This window comes from Herbaspirillum huttiense, from assembly GCF_047300815.1.
GTDB classification, from domain to species: domain Bacteria; phylum Pseudomonadota; class Gammaproteobacteria; order Burkholderiales; family Burkholderiaceae_D; genus Herbaspirillum; species Herbaspirillum huttiense_A.
Window position 1 is genome coordinate 2,288,317 of record NZ_CP178608.1, and the last position, 22,922, is coordinate 2,311,238.

A 22,922-nucleotide genomic window follows, 5' to 3' on the forward strand; every position below is an offset into this window, starting at 1 on the left:
TGTTGAGGCAGGTCACTGCGTCATGCGGCTCATCGCCTGGGCATAACCAGCAACGCTGTCATAGATGGCTGAACGGTTCAGCGCGTTCAATATGCTGTCGGAAAACTCGCGGAAGGCCCCCTGGCCACCCGCCTTGGCCAATACCACGCGCGCGTGGCGCTTGACGTAATCCGGCGCGTCGCCCACCGCAACCGGCCATGCGCATACGGCAAAGCCGGGCAGGTCGATGCTGTCGTCACCGATCATGGCGGTCGCCTCGGCCTGCACGCCATACTGCGCCATGATGGCACCACAGGCAGCGGCCTTGTCCTTGGCGCCGAGGTGGAAGACGGTAATGCCCAGGTCCGCCAGGCGGCGGCGCAGCGTAGCCGAGTCGCGTCCCGAGATGACGGCCACATTGATCCCGGCCTCCTGCAGCATCTTGATGCCCATGCCATCGCGCACGTGGAAGCGCTTGAGGCATTCGCCGCTGTCGTCGTACCAGATGCCGCCATCGGTGAGCACACCATCGATGTCGGTGATGACCAGCTTGATGTCGGCCAGGCTGCCGGCCTTGAGTGCCGGGTCGGGCTGGCCGGCCATGAGGGCGCGCACGCGTTCCAGGCAGGCGGGCGTATCCACGCCCGGCGCGGCATGGTCAACTTCGATGACGCGGATCTGCCAGCCTGCATCCATGATGCGCAGCTGCTCCAGCATTTCCGAGCTCTCCAGGTCGCTGGGCGGCAAGCGGGGGAAGGCTTCCAGCAGTTCGGCGCGATAGGCATAGACGCCGATATGCTTGAAGTAGCGGGTCTTGCCGCTGGCCTCGCGGTCAAAGGGGATGCGTGCGCGGCTGAAGTACAGGGCGTCGCCGGCGCGGTTGCGCACCACCTTCACGGTATTGGGATTGTCTGCCTCGGCAGCGCTGATCGGATGGCACAAGGTGCCAGCCTGGACCTGGGGTGCGGTCAGCATGGCCTGCAGCAGCTGGCGCAGGTGTTCCGGATTCACCAGGGGCTCGTCGCCCTGCACATTGAGATAGAGATCAGCCGGATGGTGTTGCATCACTTCGCGCAGACGGTCAGTGCCCGAAGGATGGTCCTTTGATGTCAGCAAGGCCTTGCCGCCAAAGGCGGTGACGGCGGCGACGATGCGCTCGTCGTCCGTGGCCACCACCACCTCGGCCAGTTCTTGCAGGCCTTTTACGCGTTCATACACATGCTGGATCATGGGCTTGCCCAGGATGTCGGCCAGCGGCTTGCCAGGCAGGCGGCTGGAACCGTAACGGGCGGGGATGACGGCGATGCAGCGCATGGCAGGCCTCACGCTTGCGGGACGGCGGGAGCAGGCATAGCGCACTGCATTGCGGCCATGGTGGGGCGGGCTCGTTTCCTGCAGGAGAGGCAAGAGAAGTTCAGTAGGGTGGAAGTCTCGGGCCTGCTCGATACCGTGATCATGGAAGCGCTTTCAGATGAGAGGGGTGGATCCATTCAGAAGTACCGGACGTCTGCGCCACGATGTCATCCGCTTGGCGACGGCCGGGTGACGACGATTCCATTGTTCAGGTCCCTGCCATCATTGCGGCGCTACGGAAAGAATCTCCAGGCAAAACCCGTTTCCTTTTTCCGGAGCAGCACGAGGGCATTTGCTCTTGTCACGAATCGAAGTCCCATCCACTTCCGAGCTGGCGCCGTCAAACCGGTCGTGCCGTGAGGAAGTGTGATGCTTCATGAAGCCAGCTGAACTGAACCGGACAGCGAAATAAAGTTCCTGAGCACTTTTTGCCAATCGGAAATTTTTCGCGTCAATTAATCGCAGTTGCTGGATTGTTTGGCAAATTTATCATATTGTTGCGCTGCACAGTCGCCTTTTTCGTCTAAAAAAATGGTGAAATAATCGCGGTATTTTGTTGTCACCTTGTGAATTTTTCTTCGGGAATCATGCCAAGGCAGCAAGATCGCAACGAATGCTGAAAGAAGCTTCAAGAATGACCGATTTTGAAAGGAATATTGATGTCGCGGGACCCTGACTGGCTGGCTGACCTGGAGCGCTACGATGTGCCCCGCCCATTCTTGAAGGAGCAATCGATCTGGGCCATTTGGGTCTATCGCTGGGGCCGGCGTATCGATGCGCGTCCGGCGGGTTTGGTTCGCAAGCTTCAGAATGCGGTGTATTGGCCTGTCTTTCGCTTCACCGAGACAGCGTTCGGGATCAGTTTGCCGCGCGGTGCGCGTATCGGTCCCGGGCTCAGGATCTGGCACTTCGGCAATATCTTCATCAATGACCAGGCAGTCATCGGTGCCCGCTGCACGCTGCGCCAGGGCGTGACCATTGGCAATCGACATCCGGACGGCCCTTCACCGGTCATCGGTGATGACGTCGAATTTGGTGCCTATGCGCAGGTGCTGGGTGGGGTGCGCCTGGGAGATGGTTGCAAGATTGGCGCCATGTCGGTGGTGTTGCATGATGTGCCGGCGGGGGCGACTGTGGTTGGTGCGCCTGCGAAAGTGGTGTCGTCCGGAGAGAAGTCTGGGTTGTAAGCGGCGCGGGGGTCTTGCTTGAGAAGCACGGCACATGCCGCTGGAGACGCCCTGACGCTCTTCTCATCGCTCATTTGCTGCTGCGAAAAAAAACGCCCGACGAGTCGGGCGTTTTTCTTTGGCGCGGAGACTGCTCAAGCAGCAGCCATGCCGGTCGGCAGGGCCGACTCGTTCTTTTCGTTGCGGCGACGGCGCAGTGCCATCATGCCGATGAAGGCCAGGCCGCCCAGCATCATGGCGGTGGTCGAGGCTTCGGGAACGGCCGTCAGGATCAAGGAGCCACCGTAGCTGCCCTTGCCGGTGATCAGCAGTGCATAGTTGCCGGTGGTCAGGTGGGTCGCGTCGATGGCGAAGGTGGTGTAGTTCTTGTTGCCAATGGTGTTGGTGAACTTGGTGCTGCCATAGACGGCGTTGGTGTCCAGATTCTTCAGCACCAGGGTCTGCACGCCGCCATTGGTCGTTTTGACAAAGGTCGCCGTGATCGAGGCCGACAGGTCGCTCAGGCTGGGGATGGTGAACTTGTAGGTGTTGTCGAAGCTGGTACCTGCAGCGTAGTCGGGCGAGGAAATGCTGGCGCTGCCGTTGGTGGGGTTCAACGTGAAGGTAGTTGCATGGGCTGCAGTGCCAGCCATTGCCAGGGCGAGAGTAATCGCGGAAGTGACGAGAAGCTTTTTCATGGGATCAATCCTTTAAGTTTACGACTATTTATGAAGAGGATTGCGCGTGGCGCTTTCCATTCCAAACCAAATCAACTCACTTTGATACTTGCTGGATTGCCCTGGGACAACTGCGTCACAGTCAATCTGTATTGCCAGAAATCAAACAATTCCTGACAAATTCTGACGGTTGTTACAAAAAATGCGTTGATGTCGGAACTATAACATTTGGTCTGGAGCTGAGCAATAAAATTTGACGTGAAAATCTACTTTTCGTGATTTTTTTAGTCGGGCGGAAAGCCGCGCCAGTAAAGGATTTGCAGAGTTTCTGTAGGGCATTAGGGGGCAATTGTGCAGTGCGGAAATCAACAAATCCATGGGGCAATTATTTTGCCTAAAAAACAACACATTAAGGCCATAAAGTTATCAAAATAATACTTTAAGTTGCAAAATTGATATTGCAAAAATGAAAATATAATTTTTGCTCTCTTTACATTGCTTGTTCTCAACAAACCGGCCTTGAAATTGTCGCAGCCCTCAAGAATGTTGTTTTTTAGTTAATTTACGCATTGCGGGGATTCCGAGTCATTTTTTGGCTGCAATCGGGTGGGGTGATCGCGATGAAACAGGAGCAATGCTGAGGGCTAGGGGGAGGGGGGGAACTGCCGCAGCAATTAAGGAGGGGATTGGGAGGTGCAAGCGAAGCGCCCCCTTTGAATCGGGGGGGCACTACGTTGTGAGGGGAAAGTTGGTTCAGCGGCCGCCAGCGGCCTGCCACAAGCGCGCCAGCTGCTCGCCACTATCCTTGAGCAGCCCGGGTGCCTGCGCGATGGCTTCCTTCAGGTTCATGGGGCCGAAGGTGATGGAAAAACATCCGGAGAAGCTGCCCTGCAGCTTTTCCAGCGATGTGCGGTCAATCCCGCCCGACAGCAGGGTGGTCGGCACACCGGCGCGGCGCGCGCGCTGGCTGGCGATGAAAGGTGCCTTGCCGTGCAGGGTCTGCGCGTCACTGCGGCCCTCGCCGGTAATGAGCCAATCGGCTCCCGCCAGCGCTTGGTCCAGCCCGATATGGTCGGCCACCGTTTCCGCCCCCGAGCGGAACTGCGCACCCAGCATCAGCAGCGCATAGCCGAGCCCGCCGGCTGCACCGGCGCCAGGCTGGCCGGCTGCCTGATGGCCGAGGGCCTGCTCCAGCACTTGCGCGAAGTGGCCCAGGGCGGCGTCCAACGCTGCCACCTGGTCGGGGGTGACGCCTTTCTGCGGACCAAAGACGGCAGTCGCCCCCTCGGGGCCGCACAGCGGGTTGTCGACGTCCGACATGGCCACGAAATGCGCCTCCTTGATGCGCGGATCCAGTCCTGAGGCATCCACCCGCGCCACGCGTTGCAGCTGTGCCGGTACCGGCGGCACGATTTCGCCGGCAGCGTCGAAAAACTCCACGCCCAGCGCCGCCAGCAGTCCGGCGCCACCATCGTTGGTGCTGCTGCCGCCCAGCGCGACCAGGAAACGGCGTGCCCCGTGATCCAGCAACTGCCTGATCGCATCGCCTACGCCCAGCGTGGTGCGCTGTTGAACTGCGACGGCCATGCCGGCGTCATCGGTGATGCCGACGATGGCCGCTGACTCCACCACTGCAGTGCCATCCTTGAGGATACCCACCGGGGCTGATGCTGCCTGTGCGGCGGCATTGCGGCATGGAACGGTGAGGCGTTCTCCGCCTGCATGCATGAGCGCGTCGAGGGTCCCTTCGCCGCCATCTGCAATCGGGCAGAGCCGGACCTGCGCATCGGGCAGCGCAGCGTGGATGCCGGCGCCAATGGCAGCGGCAACTTCCTCGGCAGAGAGCGAACCTTTGAATGAATCGGGGGCGATGACGACGACGGGAGCGCGGCGGGTAGAGGCAGGGGTGGTCATGATGTGATGTTGATGATGAAGCCTGACGCCGAGCAGGGCAGGGCGGGCCGGGAGGTCTCGTTTTGGTTGTGGGCCGGAGGGTGGTCCGGCTGGGTTTGTTGCCGTGCCATTATATAAGCATGGCCCATCCTCATTATGGCTGCGCCGGTATACACAGTAGCAACGGTAGGTGAAGATTGAGTCAGTTGGGTTGCAACTTAAATGAACCACGTAACAAATAGTAAGGGGATTGGATGGCGAGCCGCGAGCAGGGGATAGTGGCACATTGGCGTTGTTGCGCCGAAGGAGTTCTCATGAAACCTGAGCTGCGTTCTGTTCTGCTGTTGACCGTTCTGCCCGCCACGTTGCTGTTGGGCGGATGCGTGGCCGTACCTGCCAGCCCTTACAATGGCGCGGCGGTCTATCCGGCCCAACCGGTGTATTCACCTTATTACGCCTATCCTGCCTACCCGGCCTATCCTGCTTATCCGGCCTACAGCTATCCCTCTTCGTCTTTCTATTTCGGGTACAGCAGTGGATGGGGCGGCCACCGCCGCTGGCGTTGAAGGGGCGGTATCAGCACTGCGCAGGGAGGGAGCCCGTGCGCAAGCCAAAACCGGCTAAAATGGCGCCTTTGTTGATGGGCAAGCAGGGCAGGAGCGGGAAGGGCGCATGAGGTGCCCGTACCGGGGCGTGGCGGCATGAATCGCAGGCCGTCCATTCGCCGCTGTCTTCACACCGTATGAGTTTTATCGTTTCGTCGACCAGAACAGATGTCGTTTCCCGCTCTCGGCGCCGCACGGCGCTGGGAATTGCCTCGTCCGTACTGGTGCATGCGCTGTTGTTCATGTTCGTGCGCGCGAAACTGAATGAAGCGCCGCCCACGCTGCAGTCCCCCGGCCGCCCGGATGCACCTCTTCAGGTCAGTTTCATCCGTCCTGCTGCGCCGGTGGTTCTGCCGGAGCCGCCCAAGCCCCCGCCTGAGCCGAAAAAGCCCGAGCCGGTCGAGAAAAAGCCTGTGGCCAAGCCTGCGCCCAGGCATAGTGCGCCCACTGCGCGGCAGTCCGTGCCACAACGCACGCCCTTGCCCGTCAGCGAGGCGCCGAGCAGCAATGCGGCGGCCTCGGCGCCTGCCGCGCCTGCTGAAGATTTCATGGCATCGCTCAATCGCAATCGCCAGAAGCGGGAGGAGGCCGAGCAGGCCGCCGCGCAAGAAAATGCCGCTGCGCGCGCTGCGGAAAATCCTTCGGCCAACGATATCGCCCGTGCCAATATCGCCTTCCAGGAGCGGCGGGGGCGAGGTACCAACGGTGTCTTCCAGATCGTCAGCATGGGTCCTCGCGTGGCGCAATACAGCTTCCGCGGCTGGACCACCGACCAGCGCCGCAGCCTAAACCAGGTGATCGAGGTGGATGCCGGGTTTGGCGGCAATGTGCAGCTGGCGGTAGTCAACAGCATGATTGCGCTGATTCGCCGCTACTATCAGGGCGATTTCAATTTCGATTCGCAGAAGCTGGGCAGGGTGGTCACCTTGTCGGCACGGTTGGAAGATACCAAGGGGCTGCAGAATTTCCTGATGAATGAATTCTTTGGCGGGCGCTGATGGGAGCTTCAGCCTGACACCGTGTCCCTAAGGCTGAGGTGATGACTCCGAAACTCATGACCGTCTTCCACAAATGATTAAAAATGTTTTGCAGAAACAGTTGATTTAATAACATAGGCAGCCTATAATCTTTGTCTTCAGTCGGGGCGTAGCGCAGCCTGGTAGCGTACTTGCATGGGGTGCAAGGGGTCGTGTGTTCGAATCACACCGTCCCGACCAATAGATGTTTGCTTGCGATATCCATCGCAGCAGTTTAAAAACCGCATATCGGATTATTCCGGATGCGGTTTTTTTATTGTCGGCATGGTTTTTGGCGCCAGTGCCAGTTCTTCACGGGCCTGCGAGCGTCGCAGCGCCTCCCCCTCCTCACGTGATTCAAATTTCATATGCAATACCCTTCGCATTCTGAAGCAGAATGGCAGAGGCTTCCTTGAGTAGATCCCTCGCTGCCTGGATTTGCGCGCGCATTTTTCGGCTGGGCCAAGGGAATGTTGCTCATGTGATCCGTATTGCTCGGCAATTCGATTGAACAACTTTTCATTTTGTAAATCGAAGTGCTGCGATTTTCGGCGAGCAATTTTGATCTTGCGCCCTTTTTCGCCAGTCAGTTGCTCGCCTTGTTGGTGTATTATTAACTAGTTTGCACTGCAGCATAAAAAAGAAAACCGGATGTCGCCGTAGGTCACTGTGTTTTGTTGATGAGGAAAGTCGATGGGTGATGCGATGAATTGGATAGCGACGGGAGCCCAGGTGGTCTTGTTGGTGGTGGTCGCGGTACTCGCGTTGCCAGCGTTCGTCCTGCTGGCGCAAGTGCTGTTGGCTTTTCTTCCTGCGCGTGCCAGGAAGGCTGAGGACACACCTCGGCCACGAATCGCCGTGCTGGTACCAGCCCACAACGAATCGACCGGCGTGCTTCCGACACTGGCGCAGATACGCGCGCAACTCAACCCGGGTGATCGCGTGGTGGTGATTGCCGATAATTGCAGCGACGATACGGCCGAGGTGGCGCGTGCTGCCGGAGCAGAAGTGGCCGAGCGAAGCAATCCGGTACTGCGCGGCAAAGGTTACGCCCTCGACCACGGGGTGCGCTTCCTGGAAGCGAATCCTCCCGAGATTGTCATCATCATCGACGCCGATTGTGCGCTTGAGCCGGGTTGCCTAGAGTATCTGGCCAGGGATAGCCACCGGCACGGCTGCCCGGTGCAGGGCAAATTCATGACCGTTGCGCCTGACAGCAGCATGAAGATGCGCCTTGCGGAGTTTGCCATGCGGGTCAAGGCCCACGTGCGGCCCAAGGGCATGGCCAAGCTCGGCTTGCCTTGCGGCCTCACCGGCTCAGGGATTGCTTATCCATGGCCCCTGATTTCAACGGCTGACCTGGCCAGCGGACACCTGGCTGAGGACATGCAGCTGGGCCTCGAACTGGGTCGGCAAGGATTTCCCCCCATCTATTGCGAGGATGCAGGCCTGGAAACCGTCTTCGCCGCCAGCAAGGATGCGCAATTGACCCAGCGAACCCGATGGGAGCATGGCCACCTGGCGCTGCTGGTCGGCAATGGTCCCAAACTGCTGTTGTCGGCGCTTCTGCGCGGTAAATGGCGTTTTGCCGCGCAGGTCCTGGACCTGCTGGTGCCGCCGCTGGCGCTGTTGGCGCTGCTGCAGCTTGTCGGCACTGTGGCCAGCCTGGCGGCCTTCCTGCTGTTGGGCTGGAAGTGGCCCCTGTGCTTCGGCGTGGCTGGTGTGGTCATGCTGGTAGCGGCTGTGCTGCTGGCGCGTGCCCGATTTGCCGCAGACATCGTCTCTGGTCTGGATCTTTGCCGCGTTCCCGTCTACATCCTGGCCAAATTGCCCATGTACGTCCGCTTCATCTTCAATCGCCAGGTCGAGTGGATCCGAACCAAACGGGACGCCGGATGATCGCTTGCCCTCGCAGTTCACTTCCGTTCAACAAACAATCATGATTCTTGACGCGAGCAGTCTCACGCCGGGACAAACACTGGAGACCGATGTCTGCATCATCGGCGGTGGCGCGGCCGGCATTACCTTGGCGCTGGAATTGTCCGGCCGCGGGCAGCAGGTGATGCTGCTCGACGCTGGCCAGTTCAAGGAGGATCCGGCGACGCAGGCCCTTTATGAGGGTGAAGTGGCAGACGAGCAGATGCACAGTCCGCCCGATAAATACCGGCAACGCCGTTTCGGTGGATCGACCAATATTTGGGGCGGGCGCTGCATGCCCTTCGATCCTATCGATTTCGAAGCGCGTTCCTATGTCGAGAATTCAGGTTGGCCATTCGCCTACCAGGAGCTGGAACCCTACTACGAGCAGGCCAATGCCCTCGTGGAGGCTGGCCGCTACGCCTATAGTGCCAAGGATGTTTTCCCGCAGGCCGATTCCGCGCTCTTCGACGGTTTTCAGAGCGAACGGGTGAGGACGGATGGACTGGAGCGTTTCTCCCGTCCTACCAATTTCGCTCACCGTTATTTTCGGCGCCTGGAGGTGTCGCCCTTTGCCCAGGTTGTGCTCGGCGCGAATTGTACCGGGATCCTGCTGGAGCAGGATGGCGCTCAGGCGCGCGGCGCCCGCTTCGCCACCCTGGCGGGCGTGCACTTTACGGTGAAGGCCAAGCGCACCGTCCTGGCCACCGGTGGCCTCGAAACGCCGCGCCTGCTGCTGGCTTCGCGTGACGTTCACAGTGCCGGGATCGGTAACCTGCATGACGTCGTCGGCCGCTATTACATGTGCCACATCGCCGGCAATGCTGGCGAAGTTACGGTCGACATGCCGACCTCTTCGGTACGCCACGGGTATCTGGTCAGTCCGGACGGGATCTATTGCCGTCGCCGTCTGGCCTTGACCGAGCCCGAGCAGAGAGCACTGGGCGTCAACAATGTGGTGGCGCGTCTGCATTTTCCGCGTATCACGGATCCGGCCCATCGCAGCGGCATCCTCTCCGGGCTGTATCTGGCCAAGAACCTGATCAGTTACGAGTACGGCAAGCGCCTCAAGGATGGAGAAGAGCGGGGCGTCGGCACGTATGTGCGGCATCTCGCCAACGTGGCACTCGATCCTCTGGATACGGCTCGCTTCCTGACGCATTGGGTCAGCAAACGGACCCTCGCCGCGCGCAAGTTCCCCTCCGTCGTGCTGAGGAACAAGACCAACAAATTCAGTCTCGACCTGCACGGCGAACAGATCCCCCAAGCGCAGAGCAGAATCACGCTGACCTCCGAGAAGGATGCGCTGGGCATGCCCAAAATGCGCATCGACTGGCGCTATCATCGCGCCGACATCGAGAGCATCCGCCGCACCCTGGATGTCTTTGCCGAAGAGTTCAACAAGGATGGCCGCGTCCGTCTGGTCTACGATGGCGAAAAGCTCGAAGACGAGTTGATGCGTTTCGGCGCCTATGGCGGCCATCACATCGGTACGGCACGCATGGGGACGGATCCGCGCTCCAGCGTGGTAGATCCGGATGGCCAGGTCCATGGTGTAGCCAATCTGTTCGTTGCCGGCAGTGCAGTATTTCCTACCTCCAGCCAGGCCAATCCGACCTTGACCATCGTGGCGATGTCGCTCAGGTTGGCCAGCCATATTGCATCCAGAGACGGCGTGCGCGCCTGATCAAGAAAATCTTACTAGGGAGTGACGATGAAGGTACTGGTTCTCGGTGCGTCAGGTTTTATCGGTCAGCGCATCGTGTCGATGCTTGGCCAGAGCGATTGGGCCACCCCCGTCATCGCTGGCCGTCGCGCGGCACAAGCCTCGGCTTCATCCGGCATTGAACGCCGCCAAGTGGACACGCTCGATCTGGATAGCTTGAAAGCTGCCCTGGCCGATGTCGATGCGGTCGTCAACTGCGTGGCAGGCAATGGCCCCGTGATTGCTACCGGTGCCAAGCTGCTGGTGGAGGCTGCACTGGCGACCCGCAAGCCACGCATCATCCACATGAGCTCGATGGCCGCCTACGGGCGCCAGGAAGGTGAACTGTCCGAGGACGCCCCGCTGGACCCGGAGCTGGGCTGGTACGCAAAGGCCAAATGCGAGGCCGAGGCGTCGATGTGGGCCTATGCCAAGGCGGGCAACCAGGTGGTCATGTTGCGGCCGGGATGTGTGCACGGTCCTGGCAGCGACATGTGGGTCGGGCGTATTGCGCGTCTGCTGGTGGCGGGCCGCTTGGGCAATATTGGCGCGGAAGGGGACGGATGGTCCAACCTGATCCATGTGGATGACGTGGCAGAGGCGGTTTTGCTGTCCTTGCGTCACGAACCAGCGCCGCAGGAGCCGGCGATCTTCAATCTTTCTGCCCCAGACAGTCCGCGCTGGAACCAGTATTTCAGTGACCTGGCCATTGCACTCGATGCGGTCCCGGTCAAGAGCGTCAATCCCAAGTTCATCAAACTGGATGCGAAGATCGGTGCACCCATCATCAAGATCTCGGAGATCCTGCTGCGCAAGCTGCGCTTGCCGACCAAGTTCCTGCCGGTGGCGGTGCCCCCCTCGCTTCTCAAGCTGTGGCGCCAGCAGATCAAGTTGAAACACGACCGTGCACGCGACCAATTGCACTTTGCCCCGCGCTCCTATGAGCAGGGACTGGCCGAATCGGCGGCATGGGCGCGCGAGAACGGTATCGTCCGCCCCAGACACTGAGCCCGCATGGCCTGCCTCCTGGCGGCCTGATCCTTTGTCGTCTTTCCGTTCCGGGCGTGGTCGCCGTTGCAAATACGTCCGGGTTACCTGATACGAGATCCACTCCGTTGCCGGACCCATGACCCCATGAGAATTGCCTATCTCACCAGCGTGTATGCACGTGCAAGCGATACGTTTATCCGAAATGAAGTGCTGGAGCTGAGAAGACGAGGACATCGCGTCGATACCTTCTCGATCCGCAGAGAAGCGGCAGATGCCCGGGTAAGTCCGGAGGTCCGGCAGGAGCAGGAGACTACCGACTACATCCTGGAGAACGGCCCGCTGGCCCTGCTGGGTGCATTTTTCTGGGCGCTTCGGCGCTTTCCGGCTGAACTGCTGGCCGTTTTCAAGCTCGCCAGGCGATCGCGCGTTCCGGGAATACGTTCTGCACTGCTGCACGTGGTCTACGTGATCGAAGCGTGCTATCTGGCCCGCCGCCTGCAACAGCTCAAGGTGCAGATTTTGCACAACCACATTGCAGAAAATTCGGCGACTGTGGCGATGTATGCCTCCATGATTTGTGCCATTCCCTACAGCATGACCGTCCACGGTCCGGGCATCTTCTTTCACCCGGTGGCATGGGCGCTGGGGGAGAAAGTGCAGCGATCCGCGTTTACGGCCTCCATTACGCACTTCTGCAAGAGCCAGTGCATGCTGTTCTCGGATGTGGCCGCGTGGCCGCGGCTGAACGTGGTACGTTGCGGCGTTGGCCCGGCCTTCGAGGATGCGCCGGCGTTGCCCGTTCCCGAGCTGCCCAGACTGGTGTTCGTCGGCCGTCTCTGCGCCGAAAAGGGTGTTCCGCTGCTGATCGAGGCGGTCACTCGCCATGTCAATGCGGGCAAGCCTTGCGAGCTGGTGCTGGTGGGCGACGGGCCGCTGCGCCCCTTCATCGAGAAGACCATCGCTGGCGGTCCGCTGGCCAATGTGATTCGTATCCTGGGCTGGAAGAGCAGCACTGAAGTACGTGAAGAGATCGAGCGCAGTCGTGCCTTGGTCTTGCCCAGTTTTGCCGAGGGTCTTCCGGTGGTGGTGATGGAGGCCCTGGCGCTGTCCCGTCCGGTGATCAGCACGCGTATCGCGGGCATTCCCGAACTGGTGGAAGACGGGGTCAATGGCTGGGTCGTCTCTCCCGGCTCGGTGGAAGAACTGGTGGCCGCCATTGATAGCGTGACCTCAGCCTCGGTGGCCCGGCTGGAAGAAATGGGGCGCCATGGCGCCCAGGCTGTGCGCCAGAAGCATCACCTGGGGACCGAAGTAGGTAAGCTCGAGCGGCTTTTCGAAGCGCACGGGCGTGCCGACGCATAAGCAAGGAGAAACCACCGTGATCGACTATCTCTCCGACTGCGATATCGCCGCTCTTCAGGATTATCCGCTCTGTGTCATCGGTAGCGGGCCAGCCGGGATCAGCCTGGCCATTGCGCTGGCTCGCAAGGGACAGCGGGTGCTGCTTGTGGATGGGGGTGACTGGAATGAAAAGCCGCTGGATGACGACGCTTACCAGGGCCAGGCACATGCTCCACACCCGGCCACACCGGAATATCGGCGGCAGCGCTTCGGCGGGACGAGCCACCTGTGGGGAGGGCGATGCGTCCCGCTGGATCGGGTCGACTTCGAGCGCCGAGATTACGTGCCGCAAAGCGGATGGCCGATTTCCTTTGAAGAATATGCCCGTTATTTGCCAGAGGCCATGCAGTACTGCGATGCCGGTGACGCTAATTTCACGCCAGGTTGCCTGACGGGTGGCAGCGGGCCGATGTTTGCAGAGCTGCCGAAGCTGAGCGGATCGCTCACGGAATACATTGAGCGATACAGTTTGCCCACCGATTTCGCCACGAAGTTTGCCGAGGAGTTGAAGCAGTCGTCCCAGGTGAGGGTGGTGTTGCGTGCGCGTTGCACCAGACTGGTGGTGAGCTCCGATGGTTCGCGCGTCGAGGCTGCGGTCCTACATGATGGCAACACCGAAGTCGAACTGCGTGCCCAACAGTTCGTCCTTGCCGGCGGCGGTCTGGAAGCCACGCGCCTGTTGCTGTGCACGCGGGAGACTGTGCCTGCTTGGCAGCGATTGGACCATAGCCTGGGCCGTTATTACGCCTGCCACGTCGATCTGATTTTTGGTGAAATGCGGTTGAACGGCGAACGTCCCCGCTTCAGTTTCCAGAAGACCGTCGATGGGGTCTACGCACGGCGCAAGCTGCAGTTCACGCCCGAGCTGCAACGCCAGCGCGGTTTGCTCAACTCGACGCTGCGCCTGCATTTTCCTTCGTACGGGGATCCCGGACATGGCAGCGGCGTGCTCTCGGCCATTTATCTTGCCAAATCCATCCTGCCTACCGAGCACCAGGATATCCTCAACCACGGCAGCCAGAGCCAGGCGGCCAATCCCCGGCGTCTGGCCCATCTGCGCAACGTCGTCATGAACCCGGGTTCGGTGTTCGGTTTCGCCTATGACCTGGTGGTCAAGCGCAAGCTGGCCAAGCGCAAACTGCCCTATACCCTGATCCCCAATCGCAACGGCACCTATCCACTGGAATTCAACGGCGAACAGGTGCCCGACGCGGGTAACCGGATCAGCTTGCTGGATACGCGAGACCGCTACGGGATGAAGCGGGTCGATGTCCGCTGGCGCATGACGGCGCAAGATGTCGAGTCCGGCATCGCGTCGTTCTTGACGATGCAGTCGCTCTTGGAGCAGACGCGCAATTGCCGTCTTGATTTCGATCTTGGCGAGCTGCGCGAGCAGGTTACCAGGGCCTTGCCGGTAGGAGGGCATCATATCGGCAGCACCCGCATGGGCTTGTCGCCACAGGACAGCGTAGTCGATGTAAATTGCCGGGTGCACGGCGTGCGCAACCTGCTGGTGCTCAGTTCCTCGGTGTTTCCGACGAACGGGCATGCCAATCCGACCTTGAGCATTGTTGCCATGGCCTTGAGGATGGCTGAGCATGTGCGGTCGGAGCCAGCCTGACCACATTGACTGGTGGCCGGTAGTTTCAGGGGGTGTATTTGACGACGGTGTCGGGGCGACACGGGCAGGTCGGCACGCTGCTGGTTGGGTGTCGTTGCCGACATGGCTTGGGATGAGCAAGACGGGAACAGGGATTCACTGCGTTGTTATGGGCAGTTCGAAAAGGGGAAGAGATGGGCAACACGGGTCAAGCAGGCTTCAACTTCTTCATCATGGCACTGGTCGCTCTGGTGTTGTTATGGGCGGGAGAGACCCACGGCTTCAGTGACCTGCTGAAATGTTTTGCCGGTTTCTTCATCGGTTGCCTCACCGCCTGGGCTGTGGAGCGAAGGATGCCGACCTTGCCCAAGTCGCTGTCCCTGGCGGTGTTCGCCGTCATTATCGTGTTCCTGCAGGTCAAACCGTGGGAGCAATACGACCTGGTGATCTATCTGCTCAGTGCGCTCCTCATCACCAGTCTGGTGTCGGTCAAGGACGGCTATCTGAACCGATTGCTCAATGTCAAGGCGCTGACCTGGCTGGGATCGGTCTCCTACGCGGTGTACATGTCGCACGTGGCGGTCATCTGGATTCTGAGCCAGGTGATGCGCGTGATCCTGAAGAAACCGGAAGTGATCGTGGGCGGACGTAGCACGCCCCAATTATCCTCATCCGAAGTCGTGTTGGCCTGGATCGTCCTGGTGGCGATCGTGCTGGGCGTCTCTGCACTGGTTTATCGTTTTGTCGAAACGCCAATGCGAGCAAGATCGCGGCGGTTTGTGCAAGAGCGATTGCGATAATTCTGCATGAGGCTTGTTCACGGCAGAGAACTTGCGGGCGTCCCGGTGAAAGAGTGCAGCGATGGCCTGAAATCAGAATTTTTTGATTTCAGGCCTTTATTTTTTTGGCGGTTTGATCGTGTCGAGGTGCAACCAGTTGGGTAATGCGAGGTCACATTGTCTTTCGGAAATGTCGCCTCGCCATGATAAATCCCGGTCAAGCAGCCCAAGCTCATCGGCGCTACCACGATGTCGATACCCTGCGTTTTCTCGCTGCGGTTGGCGTCATGCTGCTGCACTATCTTGCGAGAGGGTTCTCTCCCGAAGATGATTATTCCCCTGTTTTCTACGGTCAGGTAGCCAATTTCGTCAAGTACAACTACCTGGCGGTGAATCTGTTCTTCATGATTTCCGGATTCGTTATCCTGATGAGCTCGGAGGATGCCAAGCCTTCCGGTTTCTTGCGTTCCCGTTTTTTACGCCTGTATCCGGCTTACTGGTTCTGCTGCACCGTCACCTTCATCCTGACCTACGTCTTCGTCAATCACATCTTCCATCTCACCGTTGCACGCTACGTACTGAACATGAGCATGCTCAACGGGTTCTTTGGCGTGGGGTTCGTCGATGGCGTGTACTGGACATTGCTGGTCGAATTGAAATTCTATCTGCTCATTTTGCTCGTCTTGCTGCTTGGCAAGATGCGCAACATCGAATGGGTTCTGGCCGCATGGCTGCTGCTTTCCATCGTGCAGATCGTTCTCGATGTGAATGTGGTGGAAAAATACCTGATCACCAATTTCGCCAGTTTCTTCATAGCGGGCTGTCTTTTCTATCGGATCTCCAAGCGAGGCTTCTCGTGGTCAAGGCTGATCCTGTTGGTCCTGACTATCCCTGTGGGCATTCATTATGAATGGCTTGCCCTGTCGGAACGCGCCGCCCACTTCACCGGCCTGGTCTTCCACGGGGAGATGGTTGCATTGATTTGCCTGTCTTTCTACGTGCTGTTCGTGCTGTTGATCCTGCCACGCACGACATCAGCCAGCTATGCGCGTTTTTCGCGATTGCTGGGCAGTCTTTCCTATCCCATCTATCTGATTCATATGAATGTGGGCATGGTCTTGTTCAACCTGATCGGTCACCGGCTCAACAAATGGGTACTGCTGGCGCTTATCATTTCTGTCATGATCGCTGGCGCCTACCTGATCAACCGCTACGTTGAACGCCCGCTGGCGGCGTTCCTGGGGCGCCACATTCCGCCTGTCCCCGTGAAGGAGAAGGCTCCATCTGTAGCCGAGGTTACATAAACAAACAATTTCACGTCCGCCCACCCACAGCCCAGCTCGTTACCTGATCACCACCTCCGAGTGGCTGCCGGCCCCCCCCTGTGGGCCGGCCTATTCCGCCAAACAAGATCAGGAGCAAGTCCATGAAATCCCTATTGTTGATACCGGCGCTGGCTGCCGCCTTTGGCCTGAGCGGCTGCGTGGTCACCCCGCCCACGGTCCGGCCGGCCTACGTGGCCCAGCCGACCTATGTTGCTCCACCGGGCGTGGTCTACGTACAGCCCACTTATGCCTCGCCCGGCCCGGGCTGGGTCTGGGAATATCACTCCTATTACGGCTGGGGCTGGCATCATCCTCACTACGGCTGGCATCGCGGCTGGCGCTGAATCAAGTCGGCAGACGTAAAGACAGCGGCCTCGGCCGCTGTCTTTTTCTTCACTTTTCCAAATGCGATCCACTGCGCAATCATCCGGCCTGGCGCAACTCCAGCGTCAGGTGGCGCAATTCATTGACTGAGGCCAGTTTCCCGCGCAGCTGCGCTTCCGTAACGGCAGCGCTGGTCGACACGCTGACGATGGCCGCCCGCGCAGCCGGGCCGATGCGCCACACGTGCAGGTCCTCGATCTGCACCGGCTCGTCCTCCAGCGCCTGCTCGATGCGCGCCGCCACCTGGGCGTCGGTTACGTCCAGCAGCACCGCCGCACTCGCGCGCAAGAGGCTGTAGGACCAGTTCGCAATCACCACCGCACCCACCACACCCATGACCGGGTCCAGCCAGGTCCAGCCCAGATAGAGGCCCGCCAGCAGGGCAGCGATGGCCAGCACAGAGGTAAGGGCGTCGGCTACCACGTGCAGGTAGGCTGAACGCAGGTTGTTGTCATGGCCGTCATGATGATGGCCGTGATGGTCGTCGTGCCCATGGCCGTGATGTTGCGCATGCCCATGGTGGGTGTGTGCTGCCGCGTGGGCATGGCCGTGATCATGACCGTGCCCATGCCCGTGGTGTCCTTCCATCAGCAGCAGGGCACTGGCGATGTTGACGATCAGTCCCACAACGGCAATCGGGATCGCCTCGCCAAAGTCCACCACAGTGGGGCTGGCCAGGCGCCACAGCGATTCGCCGCCGATGCCGACCGCAATCACCGCCAGCACCAGGGCCGAGGCAAAGCCGGCCAGGTCACCCACCTTGCCGGTGCCGAAGCTGAAGCGGCCATCATGCGCATGCCGGCGCGCAAATACGTAGGCGCCGGCCGCAATAGCCAGCGCGCCGGTATGGGTGGCCATGTGGAAACCATCGGCCAGCAGGGCCATGGAACCGGTGAGGTAGCCGGCGGCAATCTCGGCCACCATCATGACGGCCGTCAACGCCACCACCCACAGCGTGCGGCGAGTGTTGCGGTCGTGATTGGCGCCCAGATAGATGTGCTCGTGGCGGTAGGTGACGGGATTGTTCATGGGGACTCCTTGGGCTTCATTTGGCATAACGGCGGATCGCTTCCAGGACATCGTCCAGCCCTTGTTGGCGCTGTTCATCGGTCAGTCCGGGGCGGGCTACATGTTCGCGTGCGTGCGCTTCGATCAGCTCGTCCATCAGCCCATGCACGGCGCCCCGGATGGCCGCCGCCAGGTGCAAGCTCTTGGCGCAGTCGGCTTCACCCTCCAGCGCGCGCTCCAGCGCCTGCACCTGGCCACCGATGCGGCGTACGCGCTTGAGCAGGGCGTCTGTGTCCTGTGTCAGGTGTGCCATATACCATACCCCCCTATCCTATAGAAGTGGGAATTATAACCGCCCTGTGTCGCAAATTGGCAAGCGGCCGATGCCGCGAGGGCACCGGGGCTCTTGTGCTGTGGCAATATGGCTATATGAAGCTTTGTTCATTCAGTTACGCGTAAGCTGGCCGCTATAGCCTCAGGACAATGCGGCGTGTTTCGTCCGCAATCACGCCTGTGGTGGAGCAGGTGAAGAAAAGCGGAAAATCCGCGAGGAGACAAGGATGGGGAAGAACACGGGGACCGGTGCATTCGCACAGGCGTGGACGGTTGCATTGCCTTGGGTGGCGGGTCTGGTGCTCGGTGGGGGCACAGCGCTGGCCTTGCATGCCGCCGGTGCAGAGCAGTGGCTCACTGCGCCCGGCAGCAGTGGGTTTGCAGTCCTGCTGGGCCTGGCCGGGTTTGCCTTGGCGCAGCGGCGCGGGCAACCCAGGGATGGTCAACTGGTCGACAAGATCAGTGGCGAGATCGATCACATCATGATCGGTGCGGCGGAGACTTCTTTCTTTGTCGATACCATCAAAACCAAGATCAGCAAGGACGTGGTGGCCGCCGACCGCATTGCCGCCAGTGCCGAGCAGAACGCGGCTACGACCGAACAGATCGCGGCCAACGCCGAGCGCGCCTCATCGATCGCCGCCGAAGTACGCACCGAAAGTGTCAGCGGACGCTCAGAAGTGGACCGCGGCCTGCAGCAGATCGGCCAGGCCCGCACGGATGCGCTGTCGGCCTCCTCGATGATGGCGCAACTGCAGGAAAAATCGCGCCGCATCCACGGCATCACCGAAGTCATCAGCGAGATCGCTGCCCGCACCAACCTGCTGGCCCTGAATGCGGCCATCGAGGCTGCGCGCGCGGGCGAGCAGGGACGAGGGTTTGCGGTAGTCGCCGGTGAGGTGCGTCAGCTTGCCCAGCGCACCAAGGAGGCAACCGATGACATCGGCGTGATGGTGCGCGCCATTACCGAAGAAGCCGAGCGCGCTGCCAGCGGCATGAATTCACTGAGCAGCCGGGTGCTGGAGGCGGCGCAGAACGTGGAGAAGGTGCACGGCCTGCTCAACAACATCGAGCGCTCCGCCAGTCAGTCACAGGAGCAGATCGAGGAAATCGCGGTGGCCTCGCGCGAACACGTGCAGACCACCCAGGAGATTGCCGAGGCGATCACCGACATCCGCAACGGCATGCTGCAGACCGATGGCGAACTGCCGCGCGTGGCGGCCTCTGCCATGGGGCTCTCCGAACGTGCCGAGGCTGTTTTCGAAGCCATCATCGATGGTGGCGCGCGCAGCGGGCACGATGATATCCGGGTGGCCGCCACCGAGGCGGCCCAGGCCGTGGGCAAGCTGTTCGAGGCGTCGATCCGGTCTGGCCAGATCAGCGAGGCGGCCTTGTTCGACCGCAGCTACAAGCCTATCCCGAATACCTCGCCGCAGAAGCATTCCAGCCAGTTCGACGGCTTCACCGACCGGGTGCTGCCGGCGATCCAGGAAGGACTGCTGGCCAGCATGCCGCAACTGGCCTATGCGGGTGCGGTAGACAACAACGGCTATTTCCCGACGCACAACAAGAAGTTCTCGCAGCCCCTGACCGGCGACTACGACACTGACTTGGTCAACAACCGCACCAAACGCATCTTCAGCGATCGCACCGGCAAACGCTGCGGTGCCAATACCAAGCCCTTCCTGCTGCAGACTTACAAGCGCGATACCGGCGAAGTGATGCATGACCTGTCGGTGCCGATCTACGTCAACGGCAAGCACTGGGGCGGTTTCCGCGTAGGTTACCGGTCCAGCCATGCGCCGGCACAGGCGGCGCCCGCCACGCCCACGGCCATTGCGGCGACTTCACCGGGCGCAGCGCGCTTGCCGGGGCGGCCGGTCCCACGCGGCCGGTGAGGATTTCCAAGGATTGAGAAGGCTATGCACGCCAGGCTCTGATTGACTTGCCGCAATAGGGGGGTAAAACCGTTTCATTTCCAAGGCTGATTCGCTTGACCCCGCTTGGCGCCTGATAGATTATGCGCCAAGGGGATGTCCGCCCGGATGGGGCGGGCGACAGACAGCAAGCGGCGCCGCGATGCGCCGCGCCAGGGAAGGAACGATAGTGAAGCCGACGGTACCAGGCAAGGGCGAATCATCCGGCAAGGAGTTCGATTTCAACAGCCGCGATTTCGAGCGAGTGCGTGGCCTGATCTACCAGCGGGCCGGCATCGCGCTGGCCGACAGCAAGCAGGAAATGGTTTACAGCCGTCTGGCGCGGCGCCTGCGGGCCACCGGCATCACCTCCTTCCAGCAATATCTCGACATGCTGGAACGCACCCACGACACCGAAGAGTGGGAAGCCTTCACCAATGCGCTGACCACCAACCTGACCTCCTTCTTCCGCGAGGCGCACCATTTCCCGATCCTGGCGGACTTCCTCAAGACCCTGAAGGAACCCGCGACCATCTGGTGTTCGGCCGCCTCCACCGGAGAAGAGCCCTACACCATCGCCATGACCGCCTGTGAAGCCTATGGCTCGATGACGCCACCGGTGCAGATCGTGGCCACCGACATCGATACCAACGTGCTGGCCACTGGTGCCAACGGCGTCTATCCCATGGAGCGTATCGAGAAGATGTCGCCCGAGCGGGTCAAGAAATTCTTCCTGCGCGGCAAGGGTAGCCACGAAGGCTACGTGCGCGTGCGTCCCGAATTGCGCAAGCTGATCACCTTCAAGCAATTGAACCTGCTGGGCGATGGCTGGCCCCTCAGCGGCCAGTTCGACGTGATCTTCTGCCGCAACGTGATGATCTATTTCGACAAACCGACCCAGAGCAAGATCCTGTCCCGATTCGTACCTTTGATGAAGCCTCACGCCTTGCTGTTCGCCGGTCACTCGGAGAATTTCCTGTACGTCTCCGACGCCCTCAAGCTCAAGGGCAAGACGGTCTATGAGCTCAACGCCAACCAGCGTGTCGCAAGGACCAAGCCATGAGCCACGCATCGGAGCAGATTGCCACCAATCTCTACTACGACCGCACCTTCGATTGCGATGCGGCCAAGATCCTGCCGGGTGAGTATTACTTCACCAGCAAGGACATGATGATCGTCACCGTGCTGGGCTCCTGTGTGTCGGCCTGCATTCGTGATCGCGTCTCCGGCATCGGCGGGATGAATCACTTCATGCTGCCCGATGGCGGCGGCGACGACGGCAGCCCGGTGTCGGCCTCGGCGCGCTATGGCACCTATGCCATGGAAGTGCTGATCAACGAGGTGCTCAAAAGCGGCGCGCGGCGCGAGAACCTGGAGGCCAAGGTATTCGGTGGCGGCAACGTGCTGCGCGGCTTCTCGGCCATCAACGTGGGCGAGCGCAATGCCGAATTCGTGCGGCGCTACCTCAAGGCGGAAAACATCCGCGTGGTCGCCGAAGACCTCAACGACATTTATCCGCGCAAGGTGTATTTCTTCCCGCGTACCGGCAAGGTGCTGGTCAAGAAGCTGAAGCAGATGCACAACGACACGCTGGTGAATCGCGAAAAAGCCTACGCCAGCAAGCTGGTTACCAAGCCGGTCGGCGGCGAGGTGGATCTGTTCTGATGGGGCAGGGTGGACAATACCCAAAGCATCTCAGGGCAACCTGCAACATTGAGTTTGAGTGATTGAGTGATTGAGTGATGAAAATTAAAGTTCTTATCGTCGACGATTCGGCACTGATTCGCAGTGTCATGCGCGAGATCATCGGCAGCCAGCCGGACATGGAAGTGGTCGGCGTGGCGCCGGACCCGATCATTGCACGCGAGCTGATCAAGCAGACCAATCCGGACGTGCTGACGCTGGACGTCGAAATGCCGCGCATGGATGGCCTGGATTTCCTGGAAAAGCTGATGCGCCTGCGCCCCATGCCGGTGGTGATGGTGTCGTCGCTAACCGAGCGCGGCTCCGAAATCACCCTGCGGGCACTGGAGCTGGGCGCGATCGATTTCGTGACCAAGCCCAAGATCTCGATCCAGAGCGGCATGCAGGAGTATGCCGACATGATCGCCGACAAGATCCGCGCCGCCGCCAAGGCGCGCGTGCGCGCCCGTCCGTCGCGCGCGGCCGAGCAGGCCGCCACGCCCGGCGAGGTCTTGCCGCAGATTCGCAATCCGCTCACAAGTAGTGAAAAACTGATCATCATCGGTGCCTCCACCGGCGGCACTGAAGCCATCAAGGAATTCCTGATCCGCATGCCCTCGGACTGCCCGGGCATCCTGATCACCCAGCACATGCCGGAAGGCTTTACGCGCTCCTTCGCCCAGCGCCTCAACAACCTGTGCAAGATCTCGGTGGTGGAATCGGCCGGCAACGAACGCGTGCTGCCGGGCCATGCCTACATCGCGCCGGGCCACTCGCACCTGAAACTGGTGCGCAGCGGTGCCAACTACATGACCCAGCTCGACCAGGGCCCGCCGGTGAACCGCCATCGCCCCTCGGTGGACGTGCTGTTCCAGTCGGCCGCCACCTGTGCCGGCAAGAATGCGGTGGGCGTGATCCTGACCGGCATGGGCAAGGATGGCGCCCAGGGCATGCTGGAAATGCGCAACGCCGGCGCCTACAACTTTGCCCAGGATGAAGCATCCTGCGTGGTCTTCGGCATGCCGCGCGAGGCCATCGCCATCGGGGCTGCCCACGAAGTGTTGTCGTTGCAGGCCATGCCGGGCCGGGTGCTGGCGTGGCTGGCGGAACACGGAAGCCGCGCATTGCGCGTATGAAGCGTTTTTCAGCGCTTATTGTTCCGCCAATTTTGTTTTGCTGCACTACAATGCGA

General features: G+C 60.5%; 20 protein-coding genes and 1 tRNA gene. 16 read left to right on the forward strand and 5 right to left on the reverse strand.

All coding sequences use genetic code 11. The features are described 5' to 3' along the window. Window positions 1-12 precede the first annotated feature (12 nt). Entirely contained in the window at window positions 13-1,293 is a 1,281-nt protein-coding gene (gene kdsB / locus ACLRDN_RS10605; protein WP_413459986.1) for a 3-deoxy-manno-octulosonate cytidylyltransferase, read from the reverse strand. Between the two features lie 698 nt (window positions 1,294-1,991). Between kdsB and ACLRDN_RS10610 the strand changes: the two genes are divergently transcribed. Next, on the forward strand, window positions 1,992-2,519 hold the full coding sequence (locus tag ACLRDN_RS10610) for a serine O-acetyltransferase (RefSeq protein WP_413459987.1): 528 nt from the start codon (window positions 1,992-1,994) through the stop codon (window positions 2,517-2,519). A gap of 134 nt (window positions 2,520-2,653) precedes the next feature. On the opposite strand, the gene ACLRDN_RS10615 is transcribed toward ACLRDN_RS10610, so the two are convergent. Then, on the reverse strand, window positions 2,654-3,196 hold the full coding sequence (locus tag ACLRDN_RS10615) for an FxDxF family PEP-CTERM protein (protein ID WP_413459988.1): 543 nt from the start codon (window positions 3,194-3,196) through the stop codon (window positions 2,654-2,656). A 732-nt stretch (window positions 3,197-3,928) separates the two neighbouring features. Further along, the gene (locus tag ACLRDN_RS10620) at window positions 3,929-5,089 is read right to left on the reverse strand and encodes a glycerate kinase (protein WP_413459989.1); all 1,161 of its coding nucleotides are present in this window, start codon (window positions 5,087-5,089) and stop codon (window positions 3,929-3,931) included. Between the two features lie 293 nt (window positions 5,090-5,382). Between ACLRDN_RS10620 and ACLRDN_RS10625 the strand changes: the two genes are divergently transcribed. The 11 genes from ACLRDN_RS10625 (at window position 5,383) to ACLRDN_RS10675 (ending at window position 16,750) form a co-directional block, all read left to right on the forward strand. Then, a complete protein-coding gene (locus ACLRDN_RS10625) occupies window positions 5,383-5,634 on the forward strand; it encodes a hypothetical protein (RefSeq protein ID WP_413459990.1) in 252 nt (83 codons plus the stop codon). 176 nt (window positions 5,635-5,810) lie between these two features. Further along, a complete protein-coding gene (locus ACLRDN_RS10630; RefSeq protein WP_413459991.1) occupies window positions 5,811-6,671 on the forward strand; it encodes a hypothetical protein in 861 nt (286 codons plus the stop codon). Window positions 6,672-6,813: 142 nt separating this feature from the next. Then, a tRNA-Pro gene (locus ACLRDN_RS10635) sits at window positions 6,814-6,890 on the forward strand. A 492-nt stretch (window positions 6,891-7,382) separates the two neighbouring features. Further along, entirely contained in the window at window positions 7,383-8,588 is a 1,206-nt protein-coding gene (locus ACLRDN_RS10640; protein ID WP_413459992.1) for a glycosyltransferase family 2 protein, read from the forward strand. Window positions 8,589-8,628: 40 nt separating this feature from the next. Continuing rightward, window positions 8,629-10,293: an FAD-dependent oxidoreductase gene (locus ACLRDN_RS10645; protein WP_413459993.1), complete on the forward strand. Its 1,665-nt coding sequence runs from the start codon at window positions 8,629-8,631 to the stop codon at window positions 10,291-10,293. A gap of 27 nt (window positions 10,294-10,320) precedes the next feature. Further along, window positions 10,321-11,319 (forward strand): NAD-dependent epimerase/dehydratase family protein, encoded by a 999-nt coding sequence (locus tag ACLRDN_RS10650; protein ID WP_413459994.1) that lies wholly within the window; start codon window positions 10,321-10,323, stop codon window positions 11,317-11,319. A 126-nt stretch (window positions 11,320-11,445) separates the two neighbouring features. Next, a complete protein-coding gene (locus ACLRDN_RS10655; RefSeq protein ID WP_413459995.1) occupies window positions 11,446-12,663 on the forward strand; it encodes a glycosyltransferase in 1,218 nt (405 codons plus the stop codon). A 16-nt stretch (window positions 12,664-12,679) separates the two neighbouring features. Continuing rightward, window positions 12,680-14,323: an FAD-dependent oxidoreductase gene (locus ACLRDN_RS10660; RefSeq protein WP_413459996.1), complete on the forward strand. Its 1,644-nt coding sequence runs from the start codon at window positions 12,680-12,682 to the stop codon at window positions 14,321-14,323. Between the two features lie 173 nt (window positions 14,324-14,496). Then, complete coding sequence (locus ACLRDN_RS10665; protein WP_413459997.1) at window positions 14,497-15,102, forward strand: acyltransferase family protein; 606 nt, start codon at window positions 14,497-14,499, stop codon at window positions 15,100-15,102. A gap of 182 nt (window positions 15,103-15,284) precedes the next feature. After that, complete coding sequence (locus ACLRDN_RS10670; protein WP_413459998.1) at window positions 15,285-16,385, forward strand: acyltransferase family protein; 1,101 nt, start codon at window positions 15,285-15,287, stop codon at window positions 16,383-16,385. 122 nt (window positions 16,386-16,507) lie between these two features. Continuing rightward, window positions 16,508-16,750 carry a hypothetical protein gene (locus ACLRDN_RS10675; protein ID WP_413459999.1) on the forward strand — a complete coding sequence of 81 codons (243 nt, stop codon included), beginning with the start codon at window positions 16,508-16,510 and terminating at the stop codon, window positions 16,748-16,750. A gap of 79 nt (window positions 16,751-16,829) precedes the next feature. Here ACLRDN_RS10675 and dmeF read toward each other — a convergent pair whose 3' ends face one another. Both dmeF and ACLRDN_RS10685 read right to left on the reverse strand, forming a co-directional pair. Next, on the reverse strand, window positions 16,830-17,819 hold the full coding sequence (gene dmeF / locus ACLRDN_RS10680; RefSeq protein ID WP_413460000.1) for a CDF family Co(II)/Ni(II) efflux transporter DmeF: 990 nt from the start codon (window positions 17,817-17,819) through the stop codon (window positions 16,830-16,832). Between the two features lie 16 nt (window positions 17,820-17,835). Beyond that, window positions 17,836-18,111 carry a metal/formaldehyde-sensitive transcriptional repressor gene (locus tag ACLRDN_RS10685; RefSeq protein ID WP_413460001.1) on the reverse strand — a complete coding sequence of 92 codons (276 nt, stop codon included), beginning with the start codon at window positions 18,109-18,111 and terminating at the stop codon, window positions 17,836-17,838. A 247-nt stretch (window positions 18,112-18,358) separates the two neighbouring features. On the opposite strand from ACLRDN_RS10685, the gene ACLRDN_RS10690 reads away from it, so the two are divergent. The 4 genes from ACLRDN_RS10690 (at window position 18,359) to ACLRDN_RS10705 (ending at window position 22,866) form a co-directional block, all read left to right on the forward strand. Next, entirely contained in the window at window positions 18,359-20,029 is a 1,671-nt protein-coding gene (locus tag ACLRDN_RS10690) for a methyl-accepting chemotaxis protein (RefSeq protein ID WP_413460002.1), read from the forward strand. A 208-nt stretch (window positions 20,030-20,237) separates the two neighbouring features. Further along, a complete protein-coding gene (locus ACLRDN_RS10695; RefSeq protein WP_413460003.1) occupies window positions 20,238-21,110 on the forward strand; it encodes a CheR family methyltransferase in 873 nt (290 codons plus the stop codon). Next, entirely contained in the window at window positions 21,107-21,712 is a 606-nt protein-coding gene (cheD, locus tag ACLRDN_RS10700) for a chemoreceptor glutamine deamidase CheD (RefSeq protein WP_286864250.1), read from the forward strand. Before ACLRDN_RS10695 ends, cheD begins: the two co-directional genes overlap by 4 nt. Window positions 21,713-21,789: 77 nt before the next feature. Continuing rightward, window positions 21,790-22,866 (forward strand): protein-glutamate methylesterase/protein-glutamine glutaminase, encoded by a 1,077-nt coding sequence (locus ACLRDN_RS10705; RefSeq protein WP_145602446.1) that lies wholly within the window; start codon window positions 21,790-21,792, stop codon window positions 22,864-22,866. Window positions 22,867-22,922: the final 56 nt, after the last annotated feature.